Origin of the sequence: Actinoallomurus sp. NPDC050550 (assembly GCF_040655075.1) — a bacterium.
GTDB lineage: Bacteria > Actinomycetota > Actinomycetes > Streptosporangiales > Streptosporangiaceae > Actinoallomurus.
On sequence record NZ_JBFAJC010000077.1, the window covers coordinates 1 to 23,342 of the forward strand.

General features: G+C 68.7%; 19 protein-coding genes. 7 read left to right on the plus strand and 12 right to left on the minus strand.

The window, feature by feature from the left end:
* Nucleotides 1–222 precede the first annotated feature (222 nt).
* Nucleotides 223–924, minus strand: coding sequence for a hypothetical protein (locus AB0I04_RS50205; RefSeq protein ID WP_360902325.1), 702 nt, complete (start codon nt 922–924; stop codon nt 223–225).
* Nucleotides 925–1,286: 362 nt separating this feature from the next.
* Between AB0I04_RS50205 and AB0I04_RS50210 the strand changes: the two genes are divergently transcribed.
* Nucleotides 1,287–2,120: an alkaline phosphatase family protein gene (locus tag AB0I04_RS50210; protein ID WP_360902328.1), complete on the plus strand. Its 834-nt coding sequence runs from the start codon at nt 1,287–1,289 to the stop codon at nt 2,118–2,120.
* Nucleotides 2,121–2,133: 13 nt separating this feature from the next.
* On the opposite strand, the gene AB0I04_RS50215 is transcribed toward AB0I04_RS50210, so the two are convergent.
* A complete protein-coding gene (locus AB0I04_RS50215; protein WP_360902331.1) occupies nt 2,134–3,747 on the minus strand; it encodes a carboxylesterase family protein in 1,614 nt (537 codons plus the stop codon).
* 148 nt (nt 3,748–3,895) lie between these two features.
* Here AB0I04_RS50215 and AB0I04_RS50220 point away from each other — a divergent pair, with 148 nt between their 5' ends.
* The gene (locus AB0I04_RS50220; RefSeq protein ID WP_360902334.1) at nt 3,896–4,930 is read left to right on the plus strand and encodes a helix-turn-helix domain-containing protein; all 1,035 of its coding nucleotides are present in this window, start codon (nt 3,896–3,898) and stop codon (nt 4,928–4,930) included.
* A 12-nt stretch (nt 4,931–4,942) separates the two neighbouring features.
* Here the strand turns inward: AB0I04_RS50220 and AB0I04_RS50225 are convergent, their stop codons facing one another.
* On the minus strand, nt 4,943–6,382 hold the full coding sequence (locus AB0I04_RS50225; protein WP_360902436.1) for an aminobutyraldehyde dehydrogenase: 1,440 nt from the start codon (nt 6,380–6,382) through the stop codon (nt 4,943–4,945).
* A 138-nt stretch (nt 6,383–6,520) separates the two neighbouring features.
* Between AB0I04_RS50225 and AB0I04_RS50230 the strand changes: the two genes are divergently transcribed.
* Together AB0I04_RS50230 and AB0I04_RS50235 are read left to right on the plus strand one after the other, a co-directional pair.
* Nucleotides 6,521–7,903 (plus strand): aspartate aminotransferase family protein, encoded by a 1,383-nt coding sequence (locus tag AB0I04_RS50230; protein WP_360902337.1) that lies wholly within the window; start codon nt 6,521–6,523, stop codon nt 7,901–7,903.
* A gap of 83 nt (nt 7,904–7,986) precedes the next feature.
* Nucleotides 7,987–8,466, plus strand: a complete 480-nt coding sequence (locus AB0I04_RS50235) for an Lrp/AsnC family transcriptional regulator (RefSeq protein ID WP_360902340.1) — start codon at nt 7,987–7,989, stop codon at nt 8,464–8,466.
* Nucleotides 8,467–8,592: 126 nt separating this feature from the next.
* Here the strand turns inward: AB0I04_RS50235 and AB0I04_RS50240 are convergent, their stop codons facing one another.
* Genes AB0I04_RS50240 through AB0I04_RS50270 form a run of 7 tightly spaced genes read right to left on the minus strand, consistent with a single transcriptional unit; the run spans nt 8,593 to nt 16,700 of the window.
* Nucleotides 8,593–9,987: an FAD-dependent oxidoreductase gene (locus AB0I04_RS50240; protein ID WP_360902343.1), complete on the minus strand. Its 1,395-nt coding sequence runs from the start codon at nt 9,985–9,987 to the stop codon at nt 8,593–8,595.
* 4 nt (nt 9,988–9,991) lie between these two features.
* Nucleotides 9,992–10,801, minus strand: coding sequence for an ABC transporter ATP-binding protein (locus AB0I04_RS50245; protein WP_360902346.1), 810 nt, complete (start codon nt 10,799–10,801; stop codon nt 9,992–9,994).
* Complete coding sequence (locus AB0I04_RS50250) at nt 10,798–11,760, minus strand: ABC transporter ATP-binding protein (protein WP_360902349.1); 963 nt, start codon at nt 11,758–11,760, stop codon at nt 10,798–10,800. The genes AB0I04_RS50245 and AB0I04_RS50250 overlap by 4 nt, the downstream gene beginning before the upstream one ends.
* Complete coding sequence (locus AB0I04_RS50255; protein WP_360902352.1) at nt 11,757–12,560, minus strand: ABC transporter permease; 804 nt, start codon at nt 12,558–12,560, stop codon at nt 11,757–11,759. The genes AB0I04_RS50250 and AB0I04_RS50255 overlap by 4 nt, the downstream gene beginning before the upstream one ends.
* Complete coding sequence (locus tag AB0I04_RS50260; RefSeq protein ID WP_360902355.1) at nt 12,557–13,468, minus strand: ABC transporter permease; 912 nt, start codon at nt 13,466–13,468, stop codon at nt 12,557–12,559. The genes AB0I04_RS50255 and AB0I04_RS50260 overlap by 4 nt, the downstream gene beginning before the upstream one ends.
* Entirely contained in the window at nt 13,465–15,072 is a 1,608-nt protein-coding gene (locus AB0I04_RS50265; protein WP_360902358.1) for an ABC transporter substrate-binding protein, read from the minus strand. Before AB0I04_RS50265 ends, AB0I04_RS50260 begins: the two co-directional genes overlap by 4 nt.
* The gene (locus tag AB0I04_RS50270) at nt 15,069–16,700 is read right to left on the minus strand and encodes an amidohydrolase (protein ID WP_360902361.1); all 1,632 of its coding nucleotides are present in this window, start codon (nt 16,698–16,700) and stop codon (nt 15,069–15,071) included. Before AB0I04_RS50270 ends, AB0I04_RS50265 begins: the two co-directional genes overlap by 4 nt.
* A gap of 113 nt (nt 16,701–16,813) precedes the next feature.
* On the opposite strand from AB0I04_RS50270, the gene AB0I04_RS50275 reads away from it, so the two are divergent.
* Entirely contained in the window at nt 16,814–17,545 is a 732-nt protein-coding gene (locus tag AB0I04_RS50275; RefSeq protein ID WP_360902364.1) for a helix-turn-helix domain-containing protein, read from the plus strand.
* A 132-nt stretch (nt 17,546–17,677) separates the two neighbouring features.
* On the plus strand, nt 17,678–19,327 hold the full coding sequence (locus AB0I04_RS50280; protein WP_360902367.1) for an NAD(P)/FAD-dependent oxidoreductase: 1,650 nt from the start codon (nt 17,678–17,680) through the stop codon (nt 19,325–19,327).
* Nucleotides 19,328–19,403: 76 nt separating this feature from the next.
* On the opposite strand, the gene AB0I04_RS50285 is transcribed toward AB0I04_RS50280, so the two are convergent.
* On the minus strand, nt 19,404–20,171 hold the full coding sequence (locus tag AB0I04_RS50285) for a FadR/GntR family transcriptional regulator (RefSeq protein ID WP_360902370.1): 768 nt from the start codon (nt 20,169–20,171) through the stop codon (nt 19,404–19,406).
* Nucleotides 20,168–21,616, minus strand: coding sequence for an amidase (locus AB0I04_RS50290; RefSeq protein ID WP_360902373.1), 1,449 nt, complete (start codon nt 21,614–21,616; stop codon nt 20,168–20,170). Before AB0I04_RS50290 ends, AB0I04_RS50285 begins: the two co-directional genes overlap by 4 nt.
* Nucleotides 21,617–21,807: 191 nt before the next feature.
* Here AB0I04_RS50290 and AB0I04_RS50295 point away from each other — a divergent pair, with 191 nt between their 5' ends.
* Complete coding sequence (locus AB0I04_RS50295) at nt 21,808–23,334, plus strand: ABC transporter substrate-binding protein (protein ID WP_360902376.1); 1,527 nt, start codon at nt 21,808–21,810, stop codon at nt 23,332–23,334.
* Nucleotides 23,335–23,342: the final 8 nt, after the last annotated feature.

Genomic DNA, 23,342 nt, shown 5'->3' on the forward strand with positions numbered 1-23,342 from the left:
CGAACGCTGCTTCAACAAGCTCAAACAGTTCCGCGCCATCGCCGCTCGGTTCGACAAGCTGGCCAGCCGCTACCGGGCAGGGCTACTGCTGGCCAGTCTCATCTTGTGGCTCCGCCACACCGAATTGTCAGACAGGACCTAGTACAACATGGGGCGGCGGGATGCGTGGGCAGATGATGGATCCGCGTGCGGTGGGGGAGCGGAGCTCTCTGCCGTCTGCGGTCAGCCAGTGAACTTCGGCTGTTTCGTCACCGGGGATGCCGCAGGAGCCTCACTTGCCGGGGAAGACGTGGTGTCGCTCGGTGACGGCTCCGGATCGCTGTCCGATGGAGACGGCTCAGGAGAGTCCGCGGTCGGCGTCGGCGTCGGAGTCGGGGTCGGCTGCGGGCAGTCCTTCCCGGCGATACTTCCCTGCACATGCGCGTACTGGGAGTCCTCGACCATCCGCTCGCAGTACGTCCGATACACCCACCGCCACGGGTTGATCCCGGTCGTGGTCGCGGCCTTGTCGAAGTAATGCAGCGGCCATTGACCGGTCGAGGGGTCGGCGGTGCCGTCGTACTGCTCGCCATCGACGCAGTGAGGCGCGGTCGTGCTCGTCACCGTGTAGTCGCCGCTGCCGTTGAACCGGCCTTTCACCTTGTTCACGATCGTGTCGCCGGAGTCGGATTTCGTTCCCGGTACGGTCGTGAAGTGCCCGGCGTCGCGGATGTGCACCGTCCACGTGCCGTCGGTGCTGCCCGGCGCGAACGTGGTCGTCCGCGTGAATGCGTCGAGAGCCCACGGCGGTGAGGAGTTCTCGGGGTGGTTCGTGAAGGTGGCGGTGCAGGTCGGCAGCTTGCCGCTGGTGTACGCGTAGGCGACGGCCGGCACGGCGAAAGCCCCCGCGGCAACCGCCGTGGAAACGGCGAGAAGTCTCCTCATGGAAACTATGACGCTTGGCAGGCACTGGGAGATCGCAGGGTGTCCTGTTCAGGACACGCATGACTGCGGGTCACAATCCTGTTCAGGTGCCCGCGCGTGGGCCACGATCGTGGTCAGGTCGCGGAACGCCTGTGCGCTCATCAGCGCGAACCGGAATCCTCGCCCGCGCTCGCTCACGACCGGACAGCCATTGAACTCCACCGACTTCAGTTGGTCCGCGGCGCTCCTGCCCGGGATCGCCTGAGACCGACGACGGCACTCGCACGGACGCCGTTCACGGGATCTGTGGCCGCCCTTCACCCTGAAGTAATCCCTTATCGGCACTGTGCCGCAGGAAGCCCAACCGGTAAGAGGAGTTCGGCGTGCGTGAAGACCAGTCCGACGGAATCACTCGGCGTAGGCTCTTGGGAACGGCGACCACGGCGGCGGCTGGGGCTGCGGGACTGTCGCTGCTGCCAGGATCGATGAAGAAGGCGCTCGCGGCGCCCGAACAGCGGCTGCGATCGCTCGACCAGATCGAGCACGTCTTGATCCTGATGCAAGAGAACCGTTCGTTCGACCACTATTTCGGCACGCTCAAAGGCGTACGCGGTTTCGATGATCCGAGGGCGATCACTCTGTCGACCGGGCGATCGGTCTTCCACCAGCCCGATCCCGAGCACCCTGACGGCTACCTGCTGCCGTTCCACAACGACACGAAGACGACCAACGCCATCAAGGCCTACGGCACCGACCATTCGTGGAAGGCCCAGCACCTGTCGTGGAACAACGGCCGGATGGACAACTGGGTGCCGACGCATCGCGCCGCGGACGGCGAGGTTCGAGGTCCGTTCACGATGGGTTACTACACGCGTGATGACCTGCCGTTTCACTATGCGCTGGCCGACGCGTTCACCGTCTGCGACAACTATTTCTGCTCGGTGTTCGGCCCGACGCACCCGAACCGAGTGATGGCGATCAGCGGCACCATCGACCCCGATGGCAAGCTCGGTGGCCCGGTTGTGGACAATCACTCCAAGTCGTTCCGGTGGACCACCTACCCCGAGCGGCTCCAGGCGGCCGGGATCAGTTGGCGCTACTGCACCGCCTACCCGCCGGACACCGACCTCGGCTGGTTCAAGGCATTCCAGGACGCCAAATCAGGCGACACCAGGAGCACGGCCACCGACCGCACACCCACTGACGCCGCAACCTGACCGAGCCAGCTCCTCAGAACATTCGTGCCCAGAAGCCACAGTGGTGCTCGATGTCCGGATCCACGGGCGTGATGCCATCTTTTCCGGGCATGAACGCCTGCGCGCGTATCGGCCGATCAAGGCTGATTCGTGGCCAGCGCGGTGACCGGCTGGTGTTCGGGTCGCCGGTGGCGGCGAACCGGGTCCAGTAGCCGGTCATCGCGGCGGCAAGTTCGCGCTGTTCCGGGGTCAGCCGGTCGGCCTCGGCGGGGTCGAACAGGTAGGTCAGGTCGGAACCGTGGTAGGCGCCCGGCGGCATCCAGTCGGGGAACGGGTAGATGCGCGGGGCGTCAGGGTCGGCGAACTCGTAGCCGAAGACGGGTACGGCTCGCGCGAAGAGGCGCTCATCGGTCAGCGTGGGGCAGGCGAATATCCGGTCGGTGAGGAGGGCGGCCCAGGCCAGGCTCGGTGAGGGGTACCGGCCCGGCGGGTACTGGGCCGCGACCTTGCCCGCGTTCGTGCCGAACGCTCGGACCACCAGTGCGGTGTACTCGGCGGTGGTGATCGGCCTGGGCAGGGTGAGCGCGGCGAGCAGTCGCGCTTCGTCGCGGGTGTGCCCCTCCAGTACGGGCATCCGGTGGAAGTGGCCTGCGCGCAGCGCCTGGTCCGGGCTGACCGGCAGAATCGGCGTGTCGTAGGCCGGCCCCCAGGTGGCGTTCTTGGTGGCTTTCAGCAGGTCGGCCGGCTGGATCCGGCGCATGCAGGCGAGCGCGGTGGCCTTGTCCACGCAGCCAAGGCGCTCGGCGAGGGCAGTACCGCTCTTCTCGGCGTCCGTACGGCGAGTCCAGATCGAGGTGGCGGTGACCTGACCCGGACCGAGCGGGGGCGTGCTCGTGGTGCACGCGCCACTTTGCAGGATCGCCCGGTGGAACAGGCCCGCGGACTGGGCTGAGGTGAGGTGCGCGCAAATGCTCAGCGCGCCGGCGGACTGGCCGAAGAGGGTGACGTTGCGCGCGTCGCCACCGAACGCCGAAGCGTTGCGGTGTACCCAGTCCAGGGCCGCGCGCTGATCCAGCAACCCGAAGGTCGCCGAGGAGCCCAGCCCCGGGTAGCCCCAGAATCCCAGCGCCCCGAGCCGGTAGTTGAGGGTGACCACGACAACGTTCCCGCCGGTGACGAGTCGCTGTGGTCGGTAGGCACCGCCAGAACCGGTGGCGAACGATCCGCCGTGCAGCCAGACCATGACCGGCCACGGCCGGTGGGGCCCGGTGGCGCGGGGGGTGGTGACGTTGAGGTAGAGGCAGTCCTCACTGCCCGGATCGGCGGGATCCCTTCCGGCGAGCGCGGTCTGCGGGCAGCGCGGGGCGGGCCTGCTCGCGTCTTTGACCTGTGCCCAGGGCCGGGGAGGGATCGGTGGCCGCCAGCGCAGCTCACCCACTGGCGGCGCCGCGTACGGGACGGCGTAGAAGGCGCGGTATCCGTCGGCGAGGACACCGCGCACCGGCCCGGAGCCCGTCTGCACAAGGGACTCATCCCCCGGCATGGTCGCGGTTTCGGCGGGCCTCGCCCCGAAGACGCCCGCCGGCCCGAGCCACCCGCAGACCGCCATGACCAGCAGCCTTCGCGACCAGCACCTTGGCTCCATCATCCTCGCCTCACCCCCGCCTAGCCGACCTGCAACCAGGTACGCTCCGCCGAGTGTGGACCACCCGACCCGAGCCGGGACACCCTCAAATCTCGGGATGGCCACCGGTAACTCGGTCGCGGTAAGGCATCCCCTGCGAGACACTCGCCTCGTGGGAGATGTTCTGTTCCGACTGGGAGAATCGCTTCGCGCCGGAGCCCGGCCGGGCCTCAGCCCCGACGAGTTAGGCGAGTTCCTGTCCCAGACCATCGCGGCGGTGGTGCCGCACGATTCCTTCAACCTCAATGGGATGAATCCGGCGACCGGCATCGCCTCCCTCGGCTTCTGGCATCGGGCGGACCCCGCGCTCCGCCTGGCCCAGCGGCTCAACCTGCACTTCGGCGAGGACCCGTACAGTCCCGATGAGCTGGCCCGCTTCAGTACGCCCATCGGCGTGATCAGCCCTTCCGCGCCGGCAACCCTGGCGCAGAGGGTTCTCTCAGCGCACGGAGTAGGCAGCGAACTGCGGATGCTCCTGCGCGATGGGCGCGGCGTGTGGGGCATGATCTCGCTGCTACGGGAAGAAGGCGGCCGCCCTTTCGGGGCCGGTGACGAGCGGGCGCTGCTGCGACTGGCCCAGCCGCTCATCGCGGTCGTGCGCGGGCACGCGACGGCCATCCCCCCACAGGGGGCCAGGCCCGACCTGGCACCGGGGATCATCATGGTGGGCGCCGACCATGCCGTACGGGCGGTCAGCCCACAGGCACGAGCATGGCTGCGCGAACTACGGCTGCCCGCAGCGATCTCCGGCGAGTGGGCCGCCACCGCGATCGCCAGCGAGGTATCACTCGCCGCCCGCAATTCTCACCCTGGGCGGCCACTCCCGGTCGCCTGCATGCCCGCGTCCTACGCCGGGCGCTGGGTGGCGATCCACGCACAACCCCTGACCGACGACGGCACCGGCGACGTCGCCGTGGTCATCCAGGCGGCTACCGGCGGACTGCTGCTGCCCGCGTTCACAGCCTGGTACTCCATCACCTCCCGCGAACGCACCATCCTTGAAAAGCTCTGCGAGGGAACCGCCCCCAAACAGATCGCCCGCGGCCTCGGGATCTCCCTCTACACCGTCAACGACCACCTGAAATCGTTGTTCCGCAAAACCAATACCAGCGGACGCGACGAGCTCACCGCAGCCATCACGGGATGACGACCTGCGTGATCAGCCGAGATAGCTCATGACGTGCTTGACACGGGTGTACTCCTCGAAGCTGTAGGCCGACAGGTCCTTGCCGTACCCGGAATGCTTGAAGCCGCCGTGTGGCATTTCGGCGATGAGCGGAATATGGGTGTTGATCCACACGCAGCCGAAGTCGAGTCGTCGCGATACCCTCAGCGCTCGTGCGTGGTCACGGGTCCACACGCTTGAGGCCAGCCCGTACTCGACGGCGTTGGCCCACGCGACGGCCGTGTCCTCGTCGTCGAAGCGTTGCACGGTGATGACAGGTCCGAAGATCTCGTCGGTCACGAGTTCGTCGCCCTGCCGGAGTCCGGAGATGACGGTCGGGGCGAAGAAGTAGCCGGTGTCGCCGACTCGGGAGCCTCCCGCCAGGACCTTCGCGTGATCGGGGGCGCGGTCGAGGAAGCCGCTGACCCTGGCCAACTGGCCGGCGTTGTTGAGCGGGCCGTAGTAGGCCGCCGGGTCGTCCGGACCTGCCGTGATGGTCGCGGCGGCCTTCTCGGCGAGCGCCGCCGCCAGTTCGTCATGAACGGCGGGTGCGGCGAGCACGCGGGTGGCCGCGGTGCAGTCCTGCCCTGCGTTGAAGTATCCGGCGCCGGCGATGCCCTCGGCCGCCTTTTCGATGTCGGCGTCGTCGAAGACGATGACCGGGGCCTTGCCGCCGAGTTCGAGGTGGAGCCGTTTGAGGTCCTGCGAGCCGGCCCGGGCGACTTCGATGCCCGCCCGCGTGGAGCCGGTGAGCGAGATCAAGCGCGGGGTCGGGTGCTCGACGATCGTGCGGCCGGTGCCGCGGTCTCCGGTGATCACGTTGAACACGCCGGGGGGTAGGAACTCGGCGGCGATCTCGGCGATCATCAGCGTCGACACCGGAGTGGTGTCGGACGGTTTGAGCACGATGGTGTTGCCGGCGGCCAGCGCCGGTCCGATCTTCCACGCAGCCATCGCCATGGGGTAGTTCCACGGGGTGATCTGGCCGACCGGTCCGATCGGCTCGCGGCGGATCCAGGAGGTGTGGTCCGCCAGGTACTCTCCCGCGGCTCTGCCTTCGAGGTTGCGGGCGGCGCCGGCGAAGAAGCGGAGCGCGTCCAGTACCTGGAAGATCTCCTCATCCATGGTGGCCTGAACGGGCTTGCCGCAGTTCTCCACCTCGGCGGCCACGAGTTCGGCCGCGCGATCCTCGATGGCGTCGGCGAGTTTGGTCAGCGCGATCTGCCGCTCCGCCGGCGTGGTGTCGCGCCACCCGTTCTCGAAGGCGGCGGCCGCGACGGCGAACGCGGCGTCGACGTCGGCGCGCCCCGACAGCGCCGCCTCGGCGAACACCTCACCCGTGGCGGGGTTGATGAGCCCGGTCGTACGGCCGTCGGCCGCGTCGACGTAGGCGCCGTTGACGAAGTTCCGCAGGCGGCGGGTCTGAACAGGCAACGGATCTTCTCCTCTGTTGTCGTATCCAACGGCAACGAATCTAGTTGTGATCAGCCATGAATGCAACGAATATCGTTGACCGAGTCGAGGTTTGGTGTGCACACTGCTGCTACCTACGTGAGATGAACAGGGGTAACCATGACGCTGCATCAGACCGCCACCGAACAGTCGCAGCGGGCGGCGCGAGACCATCTCTGGCTGCACTTCAGCAAGATGGGCGAGTACGGGCCCGAGTCGCCGGTGCCCGTGATCGTGCGCGGTGAAGGCGCCTACGTCTATGACGCGAACGGCAAGCGTTACCTCGACGCGCTCGCCGGCCTGTTCACGAACCAGGTCGGTCACGGCCGTGCCGAACTCGCCGAGGCCGCCGCCAAGCAGGCGGCCGAACTGGCGTTCTTCCCACTCTGGTCCTACGCCCACCCGAACGCGATCGAGCTGGCGGAGCGCCTCGCCGGTCTCGCCCCCGGCGACCTCAACCGGGTCTTCTTCACCTCAGGGGGAGGCGAGGCGGTGGAGTCGGCCTGGAAGCTCGCCAAGCAGTACTTCAAACTGGTGGGCAAGCCGACGAAGCACAAGGTCATCAGCCGTGCGGTCGCCTACCACGGCACCACGCAGGGAGCTTTGTCGATCACCGGGCTGCCCGCGCTGAAGGCGCCCTTCGAGCCGCTGGTCCCGAGCACGTTCCGCGTCCCCAACACCAATATCTACCGTGCGCCCGTCTTCGGTGACGACCCGGAGGCGTTCGGCCGGTGGGCCGCGGATCAGATCGGCGTCGCGATCGAGCAGGAGGGGCCCGACACCGTGGCGGCGGTGTTCCTGGAGCCGGTCCAGAACGCGGGCGGTTGTTTCCCGCCACCGCCCGGATACTTCGAACGGGTGCGGCAGATCTGCGACGAGCACGACGTCTTGTTCGTCTCCGATGAGGTGATCTGCGCCTTCGGCAGGCTCGGTCACACCTTCGGCGCCGAACGCTACGGGTACCAGCCCGACATCATCACCTGCGCCAAGGGCATCACCTCGGGCTACGCGCCGCTCGGCGCGATGATCGCCAGCGACCGGCTGGCCGAGCCGTTCCTGCGCGACGGCACCATGTTCGCGCACGGCTACACCTTCGGCGGGCACCCGGTGTCGACGGCCGTCGCGCTGGCCAACCTCGATCTCATCGAACGCGAGGGCGTCTACGAGCACGTCCGCGCGCACGAGGCGGCCTTCCGGGCCACCCTTGAGAAGCTGCTGGACCTGCCCATCGTCGGCGACGTGCGCGGAGACGGCTACTTCTACGGCATCGAACTGGTCAAGGACAAGGCCACGCGGGAGAGCTTCGACGACGACGAGAGCGAACGCCTGCTTCGCGGCTTCCTCTCCCACGCGCTCCTCGACGCCGGCCTGTACTGCCGGGCCGATGACCGTGGAGACCCGGTCGTGCAACTCTCGCCGCCACTGATCTGTGATCAGGCGCATTTCGACGAGATGGAGCAGATCCTGCGCGCGACCCTGACCGAGGCGTGGAAGCGGATCTGAGCAGAGCCGCAAGCGTCCGAGCGTGCTCCGCGCCACGTCCACGGGCGCGCTCGACGCGGGTTCCGCGACACTAGGATTCCCCCATGTCAGCCCAGTCGGCATCGAACGAACGCGGCGGCGAGCTGGACGCCGTCTCCAAGGCGATCATCGAGCAACTGCAGCAGGACGGTCGTCGTCCGTACGGTGCGATCGGCAAGGTCGTCGGACTGTCAGAGGCCGCGGTCCGGCAGCGGGTTCAACGGCTCGTCGGCAGCGGCGTCATCCAGATCGTGGCGGTGACCGACCCGAAGGAGGTCGGCTTCACGCGACAGGCCATGATCGGGATCAAAACGGCCGGAGACCCGGGGCCCGTCGCCGACGCACTCGCCGCGATGGACGAGGTCGACTACGTCGTCATCACCGCCGGCTCCTTCGACCTCATCGCGGAGGTCGTCTGCGAGTCCGACGAACGTCTTCTCGCACTGGTGACCAAGAACATCCGTGGTATCGACGGTGTGGTCAGCACCGAGACCTTCGTCTATCTCAAGTTGCGCAAGCAGACCTACGCCTGGGGCGTGCGCTGAACCACGCGCGGCGGCGCGTCGTGGCCTGCGCGTTGCGCGATCACCGCGACCGCGACCGCGCCGCCCCTCGGCGAGCACCCGGCCATGACCGAGGCCACAACGGCCGGTTGGTCTTCGCCGCTGTGGTCAGGAGTCGAAGCCGAGGCCGAACCGGTCGAGTGCGCGCAGCCAGAGGTTGCGGCGTCCGCCGTGGCGGTCGGCGCGGTCGAGCGACCGGGTGGTGATCTCGATGGCGGCCCACCGCAGAGGTTCCGGTGGGAAGGGCAACGGCTTGCTCCGCACCATCTTCAGCGCGGTCCGCTCGGTGGGCTCGCCTGCGAGCAGGTCGAGCATGACCTCCGCCCCGAAGCGGGTGGCACCGACGCCGAGGCCGGTGAAACCGGCCGCGTAGGCCACCCGGCCTTGGTGGGTGGTGTCGAAGAACGCGCAGAACCGGCTGCAGGTGTCGATCGCCCCGCCCCATGCGTGGGTGAACCGCACGTCCTCGAGCTGCGGGAAGGTACGGAAGAAGTTGCGCGCCAGGGTGCGGAAGGTGGCGGGCCGCTGGTCGAGTTCGGTGGCCAGCCGGCTGCCGTAGTGGTAGACGGCGTCGTAGCCACCCCAGAGAATGCGGTTGTCGGCGGTGAGCCGGAAGTAGTGGAACTTGTTGGCGCTGTCGCTGAGTCCCTCCCGGCCGCGCCAGCCGACCGTGGCGAGCAGCCTGTCGGGCAACGGCTCGGTCATCAGCACGTAGTCGTACACCGGAACTAGGTAGGGGCGCACCCGCCGAAGCAGCGAGGGAAAGGCGTTGGTGGCGAGCGCTACCTTACGGGCCCGGACCTCGCCGTACGGAGTCCGGACGGCGATGCCCGAGCCGTCCGCGGTCAGTCCGAGGGCTCGGGTGCGCTCGAAGATCCGGACCCCCTGAGAGACGCACGCCGCCTTGAGGCCCCAGGCGAGCTTGGCCGGGTGGACCATCGCGGTGCCGTTCCGGTCCAGGAGACCGCCGAGGAACGTGGGCGAGTCGACGCGTGAGCGCAGCGCGTCGGCGTCCAGGAAGGTCAGCTCGAGCCCGTGCTCGACCGCGGCCCGCGCACTCTCGCGCAGCCCCGCGAGTTGGTGGGGCCGCGTGGCGACGCTGATCGACCCGGTCCGCTCCCACTCGCAGTCGATGCCATAGCGCTTGATCGTGCTCTCGATCGCCTGAAGGTTGACCCGGCCCTGGCGTTCCAGCTCGGCGAGCTCGCCTGGCCAGCGGGCCAGTCCGTTCTCGAAGCCGTGAGTGAGGCTGGCTTCGCAGAAGCCGCCGTTACGTCCCGAGGCCGCCCATCCGACCTCCTGACCCTCGAGGAGGACCACGTCGAGAGATGGGTCGCGTTCCTTGGCGATCAGCGCCGTCCACAGCCCGCTGTAGCCGCCGCCGACGACCAGCAGGTCGCACCTGGTGTCACCGACCAGGGCGGGCCGAGCCGACGGCCGGCCGGGATCGTCGAGCCAGTACGGGGCGGGCTGTGCGTCGCTGAGCGCTCGTGCGGGATCCATGCCGTCACCTGCTGCCGGGGTGGGTAAGGGCTCGTCGTTGGCGGGAGATCTGGTCGGGGTCCCAGCCTCGGTGGGGGATGGAGTTGAGGAGCAGGCGGGTGTAGGGGTGCTCTGGTGCGGTGAGGAGGCCGTCGGTGGATTGGTGTTCGACCGCTTTGCCGCGGTGCATGACGATGGCGTCGTCGCAGAGGTAGCGGATGACGGCGAGATCATGACTGACGAAGATGATGCCGATGTCGGCGGTGGCGCGGATGTCGGCGAGCAGGTTGAGGATCTGGGCCTGGACGGAGACGTCGAGCGCGGAGACGGCTTCGTCGAGAATGATGATCTTGGGTTCGACGGCGAGGGCTCGGGCGATGGCGGCGCGTTGTCGTTGTCCGCCCGACAGTTGCCGCGGGAGCGCGTCGGCTTCGCGTTCGCCGAGGCCGACCTGGGCCAGTAGTTCGCGGATCCGCGCGGGCCGGTCGGGGTGGCGGTGGAGACGGAGGACATCGTCGAGCATGCGGCCGATGGTGACCCGCCCGTCGAGGGAGAGATATGGATCTTGGAAGACGATCTGAATGGACTTGGCCCGGGCGATGCGGGCGTCGCGTCCTCGGGCCGTGCGGGTGAGCGGCCGGCCTTCGATGAGGATGCGGCCCTCGTCGGGATGTTCGAGCCCGACGAGCATCCGGGCGGTGGTGGTCTTGCCGGAGCCGGACTCGCCGACGAGGCCGAGGGATCCTCCGGTGTGCAGGGTGAAGGAGAGGTCGTCGACGGCCACGACGGGTCCGAAGGTCTTGCGCAGGCCGGCGGCCTCCAGCAGCGGGGTCATGAGATTTCCTCGGCGCGGTGGCAGGCGACGTCACCGTCGCCGTGGTGTTCCAGCGGTGGGGGAGCGGTGTCGCAGCGGCCGGACTGCGCGAACGCGCACCGGGCGAAGAAGGCACAGCCCGGCGCGGCCTCCCGCAGGCTCAGCGGCGTTCCGGCGACGGGGCGGAGCCGGTCCCGGGGTCCGGTCAAGGGCGGCGCGGAGCCGAGCAGGCCAATGGTGTACGGGTGGCGTGGTGCGGTGAGCAGCGTGGTGGACGGCGCGGACTCGGCGATGCGTCCCGCGTACATCACGTACACCCGGTCGCAGACCGCGGTGGCCAGCTCCAGGTCGTGGGTGATGAGGAGCAGCCCCAGGTCCCGCTCGCGGCGGAGCCGCTCGAGGATGGCCATGATCTCGGCCTGGGTGCTGACGTCGAGGGCGGTGGTCGGTTCGTCGCAGAGGAGCAGCCTGGGGTCGGTGGTCAGCGCGTAGGCGATCATGATGCGCTGCAGCATGCCGCCGGACAGTTGGTGGGGGTACTGCCGCAGGAGCCGGGCGGGGTCGGGCAGTCCTACGGCGGTCAGCAACTCACGTGCACGAGCGTCGGCCTCGGCGCGGGAGGCGCCGTGGACCCTGCGCAGCGGTTCGGTGAGAAAGTCCCCGATGCGCAGGACCGGGTTGATCCCGGCCCGGGGGTCCTGGAAGACCATCGACGCGATGCCGGACCGAACCGCCTGGATCTCGGCGGGTGACCCGGTCACCAGATCGGTGCCGTCGACGCGTACCGCGCCTGAGCGCGAAGCGCCGGATGGGAAGAGGCCGAGGGCCGAACGGGCGGTCACCGACTTGCCGGAGCCCGACTCGCCGACCAGGGCGACGGCCTCGCCCGCTTCGACGGTCAGGTTCACCGCGTCCAGGATCGGGCGGGCCATCGACGGGAGGGTGACGCTCAGGGCGTCAATGTCCAGCAGGGATGTCATCGGGGCTCCCGGAGGGCGAGCCGGTCGCCGAGATGGTCTCCGACGATGTTGACGGCGACCACGACGACGACCACGGTGAGGGCGGGCAGAATCGCCGACAGCGGGTGGCCTTCGAGGACCGCGGCCTGTCCTTGGTTGATCATCGCTCCCCAGTCAGGGGCCGGTGGCTGCACGCCGAGACCGAGGAAGGACAGGGCGGCCAGGTCGAGCAGGGCGTAGCCGAAGTTGACCGTGGACTGGGCCAGGATGGTCGGGGCGATGGTGGGCAGGAGCCGGGTGAGGGCGATGTAGGGGGCTGAGTGCCCCTGGACCTGGTAGGCGGCGATGTACGGCCGTACCTTCTCCTGCGCGGTGAGGGCGCGGACCAGCCGGGCGGTATAGGGCAGATAGGCGACGACCATGGCCATCACCGGTGCCGACAGTCCCTTGCCGAACAGCGCGACGGCCAGGATCGCCAGCAGCAGCGCGGGGAAGGCGAACACCACGTCCAGCGCGCGGCCGGCCACGGTGTCGAGCCATCCGCCGCGCCAGGCGGCGGCCAGTCCGATCGCGGTTCCCCCGACGGTGGAGAGGACGACCACGAGCAGCGGCGCGACCAGGCTGGTCCGGCTGCCCTCGAGCAGCATGGAGAGGGTGTCGTGGCCGCCCTGGTCGGTGCCGAGCCAGTGCGTGGGGCTGATCCCGGCGAAGGTGTCGCCGAGCTCGCCGATGGTGGGGTCGTACGGGACGATCCATGGAGCGAGGGCCGCGCCGAGTGCGAACAGGCCGAGGACGACGAGGCAGATGCGGGTCATCATCATGCACGCACCCGGGGGTCGATGAGCGGGTACAGCAGGTCCACGAGCGTGTTGACGACCACGAAGGCGCCGACCACCAGCAGCACGATGGCCTGGACGACGGGGAAGTCCATCTTCTCCACGGACTGGACCAGCAGCGATCCGATCCCCGACATGCCGAAGGCGGTTTCCACGATCGTGGTGGAGACCAGCAGACCGGAGACCAGCAGACCGGAGACGGTGACGATCGGGCCGAGCGCGTTGCGCAGCACGTGCCGCCGGATGACGGTCGCCTCGGGCAGACCGCGGCTGCGGACGACCTCGACGTGTTCACGCCCCAGTTCGTCCAGCATCGCCGAGCGGGTGACCCGGGTGACCAGGGCCATGAAGGTGATGGCCAGCGCGACCGACGGCAGGATCACGTGGTGGAGCTCGTCCAGCACTCCTGAGCCGTTGCCGACGGTCGGGAACCAGCCGAGCCGTACGCCGAACACCGAGCGGAGCACGATCGCGGCGGTGAATGACGGGATCGCGGCCCCGACGGTCACCAGTACGACCACGAGGCGACCCCGCCGCAGCGCGCCGATCACGCCTGCGCCGACCCCGACGCCCAGGATCAGCACGGTCGAGACGCCGATCAGCAGCAGGGTGGCGGGCAGCCGCGACCAGATCACCGCGGCGACGCTCTCGTTGAACAGGTAGGACCGCCCGAAGTCGCCGTGCAGCACCCCGACCAGCCAGTCGAAGTAGCGGACCGGGAAGGGCTGGTTCAGGTGGTACTCGGCTCGCAGCGCCACGAGCTGTGCGGGGCTGGGGCTACGGCCGCGGACCAGGAACGCGATCGGGTCACCCGGCGCGAGGTAGAGGGAGGCGAAGACCAGGAAGGACGTGACCAGCAAGGTCGCGGCCATCCCGGCGAGCCGGCGGATCACTTGGCCCCGATCGTCGCGGCCCAGGGGTAGTACAGGTAGTTGATCGAGGGGGCCACGCCGGTGATCTTCGGTCCGAGGTAGAGGCTGACCGGCTCGGAGTACAGCGGCAGCCAGGGGAGCTGCTGCAGGGCGATCTGCTGCGCCCGGGCGGTCGCCTGCGCCTTGGCGGTGGGGTCGGAGGCGGCGATGGCCTGGTCGATCGCCTGGTCGTAGGCGGCGTTCGACCAGCCACCGTAGTTGCTGTAGGAGCCGGTCTGCAGCGAGACGTACATGTCGAGCGGGTCGGTGATGGAGGTGTACCAGAAGGTCACGAACAGGTCGATGCCCTTGCGCGCGGCGGGATCGGTGAACAGCGCCGTGTACTTGTCGGTGGAGATGGTGTCGATCTTCGGCTTGAGGCCGATCGCGGTGGCGGCCTGGGCGACGGCCTGGGTGGCGATGGTGGTCTGGGTGTCCAGCGGGCTGGTGGCGATGACCACCTGCTGTCCGTTGACGCCCGCCTGCTTGGCGAGGGCGCGGGCCTTGGCGACGTCGTACGGATACGTCGGAGAGGCCGTGGAGACCTGACCGCGGATTGAAGCCGGTGCGTTGTTCCAGTTGTTGGGGGTGACGAGGGAGTTCGCCACCTCGCCGACCCCGCCCGCGCCCGAGCTGATGAGGCCCTTGCGGTCGGTGGCCATGAGCAGCGCCTGGCGCACCCGCGGGTCGCCGAGCGGGCCGTGCAGGTTGGAGACCACCTCGTCGGCGACGGTGGTGGACCGGCCGAAGTACAGGCCCTTCTTCAACTGGTTGAACGAGGCGGGCGGCAGCATCCATCCGCCGTCGACCTCACCGCTCTGGAAGGCGTTGATGCGGGCCGTCGGGTCGGGGATGAAGACGAACTTCACCTGCCCGGAGTGGGCCTTCAGCGTCGGGTCCCAGTAGCCGTCGAACCGCTTGAGGACGATCGACTGGCCGGGCGTCCAGGAGCCGAAGCTGAACGGGCCGGTGCAGTTCACCCCCTTCTGCGGGCTTCCGTACCCCTTGCCGTCCTTGGCCAGGGTCGCCGCGGACTCGATCGTGCCGGGGGCGGTGGCCATGTACTGGTTGAAGGCGGAGTCGGGCTGCTTCAGGGTGACGGTGACCTGGAGCGGGCCGGACTTGGCGATCGATTTGACGTTGCGGAACGCCGTGGCCCAGACGCTGGCCACCTGCGGGTCGAGGTTACGGCGCAGGGAGGCGACCACGTCGTCGGCGGTGAGCCTGGTGCCGTCGTGGAAGCGCACGCCGGGCCGGATGTCGTACACCCAGGTGGTCGGGGTCGGGTTCTTGTAGCCGCTGGCCAGGGCGGGCCCATAGCTCAGGTCGGGTTTCCAGCGCAGCAGGCTCTCGCACACATTGGCCAGGATCTGGTTGGGCGGGTAGTCGAAGGACTGGGCGTAGTCGATGGAGGTCGGCTCGGCGTAGATCGACCAGGTGAAGGAGTTCAGGTCAGCGCGGGGTGTGCCGGTCGAGGCGGTCAGCTGGTACGTGGTCGTCTTGCCGTTGGAGCGGGCAGTGCCGCTGCAGGCGGCGGTCAGCGCGGCGAGGGCGAGTACCGCCGAGGTCTTGAGATGGTGCTTCACTGCGGGTCCTCACTGTGAACGAGACGACCTTCGACGTAGGTGCGGCGGACATGGGCTGCGCCGATCTCCTCAGGGGGTCCGGCGAACGGGTCGCGGTCCAGGACGGCCAGGTCGGCGTACTTGCCGGCCTCCAGGGTCCCGGTGACCGCGTCGAGGTGGTTGATCCAGGCACTGCCCTCGGTGTAGGCCGTCATCGCCTGGGCGAGGGTCAGTGACTGCTCGGGATAGAACGGCTTCTGGTCGTGGCCGTACTGGGCACGGTTGACCGCGACGTGGATGGCCGCCAGCGGATCGGGACTGCTCACCGACCAGTCGCTGCCGGCCACCAGACGGGCTCCCGCCCGCAAAAGGTCCCCGAAAGGGTACTGGAGCCGGGATCTGTCCGGACCGAGGAAGGGGATCGTGAGCTCGTCCATCTGCGGCTCGTGGGCGGCCCACAGCGCCTGGATGTTCGCGGCGGCGCCGACCTCGGCGAAGCGGCGCAGGTCGTCGGGGTGAACGAGCTGGAGGTGGGCCAGATGGTGCCGGTTGTCGCTCGGGCCGTTGACGTCGCGTGCGGCGGCCAGCCCGTCCAGGGCCTGGCGTACGGCGCGGTCACCGAGCGCGTGGAAGTGGATCTGGAAACCCTCCGCGTCCAGGCGGGTGACGGCCTCCTCCAGAAGCCTGGGCTCGATGAAGCTCAACCCCTCGTTGACGGTGGGGCAGCCGCACGCGTCCAGGTAGGGCTCCAGCAGGCTCGCGGTGAAGTTCTCGGCGATCCCATCAAGCATGATCTTGACGGTGGTCGCTCGGAACCGTGCCCCGTGGGCGGCGTGGCGGCGTTCCAGGAGCTCGGAAATCTGTTCCAGGCCGCGTTCGCGGTCCCACCACAGCGCGCCGACCACCCGCGCCCGAAGCTCGCCGGACTCGGCGGCTGCCTGATATGTGTCGAAATTATCTGAGTTGCCAGGATATGTGCCGATATTGGCGTCCTGCCAGGCAGTGACGCCGAGCGAGAACAAGTAGCGCTGTGCCGCCAGCAGGCCGAGTCGACCCTCCTCTCGGGTGGCGGCGGGGACGGAGATCAAGCCCATGGCGCCCTCCTGGAGGACGCCGGCCGGGGTGCCGTCGGGCTCCCGCTCGATCCGGCCGTCGCCGGGGTCGGGGGTGTCGCGGTCGATCCCGGCCCGTTGCAGCGCCCTGGTGTTGACCCAGGCGCCGTGACCGTCGCGGTTGGTGAGCATCACCGGGCGGTCCGGGACGATCTCGTCGAGCATGTGCCGCGTCGGGACTCCTCCGGGGAAGGCGTCCATCGACCAGCCGCCGCCCTGGATCCAGGCCGCCTCGCGGTGGGCGGCCGCGTAGGCGGCCACCTTTCGCAGGTAGCCGGCGGCATCGGCTTCGCCGGACAGGTCGCAGCGCAGCAACTGCACGCCCGCGAACGCCGCATGGTTGTGAGCGTCCTGGAAACCCGGCACCAGCAGACCGCCCGCCAGGTCCACGACCTCGGTGTTCCTCCCGATGTGTCCCTCGGCGTCAGCCGTGACGGCATGGATGCGGCCGCCGGCGACCGCGACGGCCGCCGGCCGGGACTCGCCTCCAGCAAAGATCCGGCCTCCCCTCAACACCAGGTCGGCTGAGCTCGGCATTCGCGCCCCTCTCTGCATCTCAACTGCGGTGATATGGGAGTGAACGCGTAGCGCAATGCCGATGTCAACTGTGTTGCGCTCTCTCGTTTCCGACTTGTTACACTGCGGCCACCATGACCAAGCCCGTACAACGCCAGCCCCGGTCCCGGCCCACCAAGCGGTCGGGAAGCCAGCTCAACCGTGAGGCGATCATCGAGGCGAGCCTGCGCATCGCGGCCCGCGGGAGCGCCGACGCCTTCACCGTCCGCCGACTCGGAGAGGAGCTGGGCACCGACCCGACCGCGGTCTACCGGCACTTTCGAGACAAGGACGAGTTGCTGCTGTCGGTCGCCGACCGGACGCTGGGGGAGGTGCTTGACGGCATCCCGGCCGGGCTCGGCTGGAAGGACCGGTTGCGGGGGCTGGCCGCCGAGTCCCTGCGGGTCGCACTGAAGTACCCCGTGGTCGGCTCGCTGATGACCAGCCGTACGACGCGGCGCGCCAATGAGTTCCGGGTGGTCGAGTTGATCCTGGGAGCCGTCACCGAGGCCGGTCTCGAGGGGATGGACGCGGTCGTCCACTACCGCATGGTCGGCGACTCGATCCTGGCGTTCGTGGGGCAGCGGGCGGCCTACCTGCTGCTGGACCAAACGGCACGCGAGGGCGACGAGTCGTCGTGGACCCAGGAGTACCGGCTGGTCGACCCGGACGGCTTCCCGCACATCACCCGGCTCGGCGACGAACTCGCCACGGTCGCCGACGACCAGATCTACCACGCTCGCGTGGAGGCCCTGATCACGGCCATCGAGCGGTGTGCCGAAGGGAGACGTGCTCGACCCGACGGACACGCCGCCGCTCGGGACTGAGATGGCGGAATGCTCGGGGCCGAGATGGCGCAACAGTGTTGACAACAGTGATTGGTCCGGGTTTCACTCTCCTCCATTCGGCCGTCGGGCCCCTGCCGGGCCCGCTACTCCGCCGCACCTGGAGGAACCCCCATGCGCTCCACGCCTCCCTCCCGCCCGATCACCGGCTCCGGTCTGCCCGACCCGCTGCGGAACGCCTTCGCGCTCGAGGCCGAGTCCCGCCGCCGGGGAATCCCGGTCGCCGAACTCGCCGGCGAACGCGACGAACGGCGTCGTGAGTCGGCCTCGCCTGAGCGCCGCTTCTCCCGCCGCGCGCTCCTGGGCGGTGCGACCGCGCTCGCCGCGGGCGCGCTCGTGGCCCCGCTCACGAGCCGGGCCAGAGCCTCGGCGGCGACGGCGCCGCGCATCGTCATCATCGGCGGGGGACTGGCCGGTCTACGCTGCGCACATCTACTGTGGAACCAGGCACGACCGCTGGCCAGCACCGTCTACGACGCTGACACCACGCACATCGGCGGCCGCTGCTGGTCGCTGCGCGGCTTCTACGACGCGGGCCAGGTCAGTGAACACGGCGGATCGTTCATCAGCTCCACCGACACCGCCGCGCTCGCGCTGGCCAAATCGCTCGGGCTGAAGACCGAGTTCGCCAACGGAGGAGAACTGACCAAGGGGGACTACGCGGGCTGGATCAACAATGCCCCGTACAACGGAACCCGGCAGCAGAGCGACTGGACCGCCGACGCCTACACCGCGTTCCACAACTCCTACACCGCGATGGGCACCCCCCGCTACAACGCCTATACTCCCGCCGCGCGGCAACTCGACCAGATGTCCTGCCTGGACTACCTCTCCTCCATCGGGCTGTCCTCCGGTGCCCCCCTGACGCAGCTCATCGAGTCCATCCAGCTCCAGAGCGGCGGCGGCCCCGACGAGGCGTCGGCGGTCGGGATGATCGGCTTCCTCGGCGCGTCCTCCACCTTCGACGGCGGCCCTGGATTCGACGAGAAGTACCACATCGCGGGCGGCAACGACGGTCTGGTCACCGGCATGCTCGCCCAGTTGCCCTCCGGGACCGTACGGCAGGGGTACGAACTGATCGCCCTCGCCCGCAACACCGACGGCAGCTACGCCTGCACGTTCAACAACGGCGGCACCACCGTCTGCGTCCAGGCCGACCACGTCGTGCTGGCCCTGCCCTTCGCCACGCTCCGCAACGTCGACCTCACCAAGGCCGGGCTGTCCTCTCTCAAGACCACCGCCATCCAGCAGCAGGGCATGGGGCAGAACGCCAAGCTCGTCCTCCAGCTCACCGAGAAGACCTGGCCGAGCGCCGGCTTCAACGGCGTCAGCAACACCGGCCCCAGCGGATACCAGACCGCGTGGGACGGTTCCGTCGACCTCGGCGCCAACGGATCCCCCGCACTCCTGGTCAACTTCCCCGGCGGCGACGTCGCCCGTACGACCCTCACCGGCGCCGCCCACGGACCCGCTCCTGCCGCCGACGTGACCTGGTTCCTCGATCAGATCGAAAACGTCTTCCCCGGCACCACCGCCGCCTACAACGGCAAGGCCTATGAGGACCACTGGTCACTGGACCCCTGGCACCAAGGCGCGTACCACTTCTACAAGGTCGGCCAGTACACCACCTTCGCCGGCTACGAAGCCGTCCAGGAAGGCAACATCCACTTCGCCGGCGAACACACCGACGTCGACAACGCCACCCTCAACGCCGCCGTCGCCTCCGGCGAACGAGCCGCCGCCGAAATCAACACGCAGGTGTGAGCCCGCCGGCTCAACGGTGTGGCCGGTCCCGCGTGGACGCGGGGCCGGCCACGGCCGTCATAGGGCGTGGTGGAGTTCAGGTCTCTTCGTCGTCCAGGAGTGCGAGCAATAGCCCCTGCTCGTTCTCGGGGACGTAGCCGGCGTAGTAGTCGTAGAGATTGCGCCGCGAGATGCGTGCCGCCGCCAGGCCGTCCCGTACCCGGATCGCCTCGAGCACCTCCTGGTGGTGGTGGAGCGACTCCCGCATGAGCGCGGTGCTGTTGCGCGCATGGGCGACCTTGTCCGAGATCAGCGAGAGGACGGCGCCGCGGACCACCTGGTTGCAGACCTCGATGAGGGAGTTGCGGCCGGCCCGGGCCACCGCCTCATGGAATGCGACGTCCGCCTTGCTGAACTGCCCGTACCCTGCCTCGATCGCGTCCGACATGGCGGCGAGCGTCCGTTCCATGGAGGACAGTTCCTCCTCGGTTCGCAGCCGGGCCGCCAGCAGGCTCGCCGACCCGTCGAGGATCATGCGGAACGAGATCAGCTCGGCCATCGACATGTTGTCGAACTGGACGAGCCGGGTCATCTCCTTGGTCAGGCCGGCCGACGAGAACGGCAGGATCTCCGGGCCGTTCGGGTCACCCGGGCGCGAGCGGACGAGGCCGTTGCTCTCCAGCACGCGCAAGGCCTCCCGCACCGTGGGCCGACTCGCGCCGAACTGCGTTACGAGCTCTCGCTCGCTCGGCAGCCGTTGACCGGGTTTCAGGTCACCCCGCACGATCGCCTGCTCGATCTGCTCGACGATGCGCTGGTAGAGCCGTACCGGCGAGACCTGCTGGAACTGCGCCCCCTCGCTCACGGTTTCTTCCCCTCTGTAGTCTTCTCCCCGGTGGGCGCCCCTGGAGTGCCGTCCGGCCAATGCGGAACGGCCTCGGCCGGCCGGTTCCGTTCGTACCACGCAGCCGCCCTCAAGACGCCGAGATCGTCGAAGCGGCGGCCCGCGATCTGCACCCCGATGGGGCGACGGTCCGCCGTGAAGCCGCAGTTGACGGTCGCCGCGGGCTGTCCCGACATGTTGTACGGCGCGGTGAAGCCGATGTGGGACATGGTCTTCCCGTCCCCCATGAACGGCATCGGCCGCTCGGCGGGAAACGCCGCCACCGGTGCCACCGGCGAGAGCACCAGATCGTATGGAACCGTCGCCGCCACGGTCTGCGCCTGGATGCGCATGATCTGCTGGTAGCACTGGAGCACCGTCGTGCCCGGCACGTCCGCGCCCTCCTGACACCATTGGACGATGTAGGGGTGGACGCGCAGCCTGGCCTCGGGTGCCAGCTCGCGGAAGTCGTTCCAGGACCGCACGCGCCAGAACAGATCCAGGTCGTCCAGAAGATCTTGGCTCATGAACGGCTCGACCGGCTCCACGACGGCTCCCGCCGCTTCGAAGACCTCGGCGGCGCGGCCCACCGCGGCGAGGATCTCGGCGTCGCACGGCTCCCCGCAGCCGGCGTCCAGGTGCACCGCTACCCGCAGTCCGCGCACATCGCCGTCCAGCGCCGACCAGTCGATGTCCTGCGGCGGCAGGCTTGACCAGTCCCGGGGATCCGGCCGGCTCAGGACCCGCATGAACAGTGCCGCGTCCGCCACGGTGCGCGTCATGGGGCCGGCGTTGCGTCCCAGGTACGGGGTGTCGAGCGGGATCCTCCCGTAGCTGGGCTTGAGCGTGGCGAGGCCCAGCCAGGTGCCCGGCAGCCGAATCGATCCCCCGATGTCGGTGCCGACGTGGAGCGGACCGTACCCTCCGGCGGCCGCGGCCCCCGCGCCGGAGCTGGAACCGCCCGTGGTCCAGGCGGCGTTCCAGGGGCTGCGCGAAATGCCGTGCCGGCTGGAGACCCCGGAGGAGAGCATGCCCCAGTCCGGCATCACGGTCGACCCGAGTATCACCCCACCGGATTCGACGACCCGTGCGGTGATGGGCGCGTCCATCTCGGGGACGACCGGCTCGACGCCCGCGTTGCCCGAGGTCATGGGGATGCCCCTGCGGGCGATGTTCTCCTTCAGCGTCACCGGCACGCCGTCGATGGGCCCGAGCGGTTCCCCCGCAGCCCATCGGGCCTCGCTGGCCAGAGCCGCCTTGCGGGACTCGTCCGGATCCTGCGTCCAGAACGCGTTGAGCACACCCTCGCGAGCCTCGATCACCGACTGGACGGCGTCGTGGACCTGGACGGGAGACAGCGTGCGGTCAGCGAATCCGGCCACCATCTCGACGGCCGGCATCGCGGCCAGGCCCTGTTCCGTGAGCACCCGCACTCTCCTTCGGTCGCGACCAACCGGCGCTTCGAAGCCTTGACAAGAACAGCTTCAGTCGCTTTGGTACCTGGCAAGTGAGTTTACTGGTCAGGCCAGTCATGGCGAAAGGTGGCGTCCATGGCGCGGGACACCAAGGTCGTGCGGCTCGCCGTCATACCGGGCGACGGAAAGCCAGGGGTAGAACATTGAGACATGACAAGCAGCTGACGAGGCACATCGGGACGGTCGCGGCCACGCTCGCATGCCTGCTGCTGGCGGCCTGCTCGGCCGGGTCCACGGCAACCGGAAACGGCACCGGCGGCTCCGCCGGCGACACCCTGAAGATCGGTCTCATCGCCGAGCCGTCCAGCCTCGACTTCACCAAGAGCGAGGGCGCCGCCATTCCGCAGGCACTGCTCTACAACGTCTACGAGAACCTGGTGAAGGTGGACCAGTCCGGGAAGATACAGCCCGATCTGGCCACGTCGTGGAGCATGTCCAAGGACCGCAAGACGTACACGTTCCAGCTGGTGAAGGACGCCAAGTTCAGCAATGGCGCACCGTTCACGGCCGAGGACGCCAAGTTCTCCATCGAACGCGTCAAGTCGGACTGGACGATAGCGCTGAAGTCCCGGATGGACGGCGTCGACACGGTTCAGGCGGCGTCGCCCACCGAACTGAAGGTCACCCTGAAAGACCCGGACAACAACTGGCTGTACTGGATGACCACCCGCGTCGGGGCGATGTTCAGCCGGACCGGCGTGAACAAGCTGGCCACCGAGCCGGTGGGCACCGGCCCGTACGTGGTGAAGAGCTGGACCCGCGGCGACTCGATCACGCTGGCCCGTAACGCCGGCTACTGGGGGCGCAAACCGAACTTCGCGTCGGTCGTCCTCAAGTACTTCAAGGACCCGACGGCCATGCAGAACGCGCTGCTCACGGGCACCATCAACGTGATCGGCACGTTCCAGCCCCCGGACGCTCTGAACCGGTTCCAGAACAACCCGAAGTACGAGGTCATCGAAGGCTCGACCAACGGCGAGGTGGTCCTGTCCTTCAACAACGGCTCGGGCCCGCTGAAGAATCCGAAGGTCCGCCAGGCGGTCCGCTACGCCATCGACCACAAGGCCCTGGTGGACACCTGCTGGGCAGGCCGCGGCAAGCTCATCGGCAGCATGGTCCCGCCGACCGACCCGTGGTACCAGGACCTCACGAACGACTATCCGTTCGACCGCAACAAGGCCAAGCAGCTCCTTCAGGAGTCCGGCGAAGCCGGCACCACGCTGCGGCTGCGGCTTCCGACGCTGCCGTACGCCACCGCGTGCGGCACCGTGGTCAAGAGCCAGCTCGAACAGGCCGGGTTCAAGGTGAAGCTCGACCAGCTGGAGTTCCCCGCCGCCTGGCTGACCACCGTGTTCAAGAACGCCGACTACGACATGTCCATCATCGCCCACGTGGAGCCGCGCGACATCGAGACGGTGTTCGGGGACAAGACCTACTACACCCGCTACGACAACCCCGAGTTCCGCGCGTTGCTGAAGAAGGCGGACGAGGGCACGCAGGAGGAGCAGGTCGCCTCCATGCAGGCGGCCGCCCGGCTGCTGTCCAAGGACGCCGCGGCCGACTGGCTGTTCCTGCTGCCGAACCTGATGGTGGCGGAGAAGGGCATCACCGGACTGCCCGCGAACTACATCTCCGAGTCCCTGGACCTCACCGGCGTGGGCCGGTCGTGAAAGGCGGC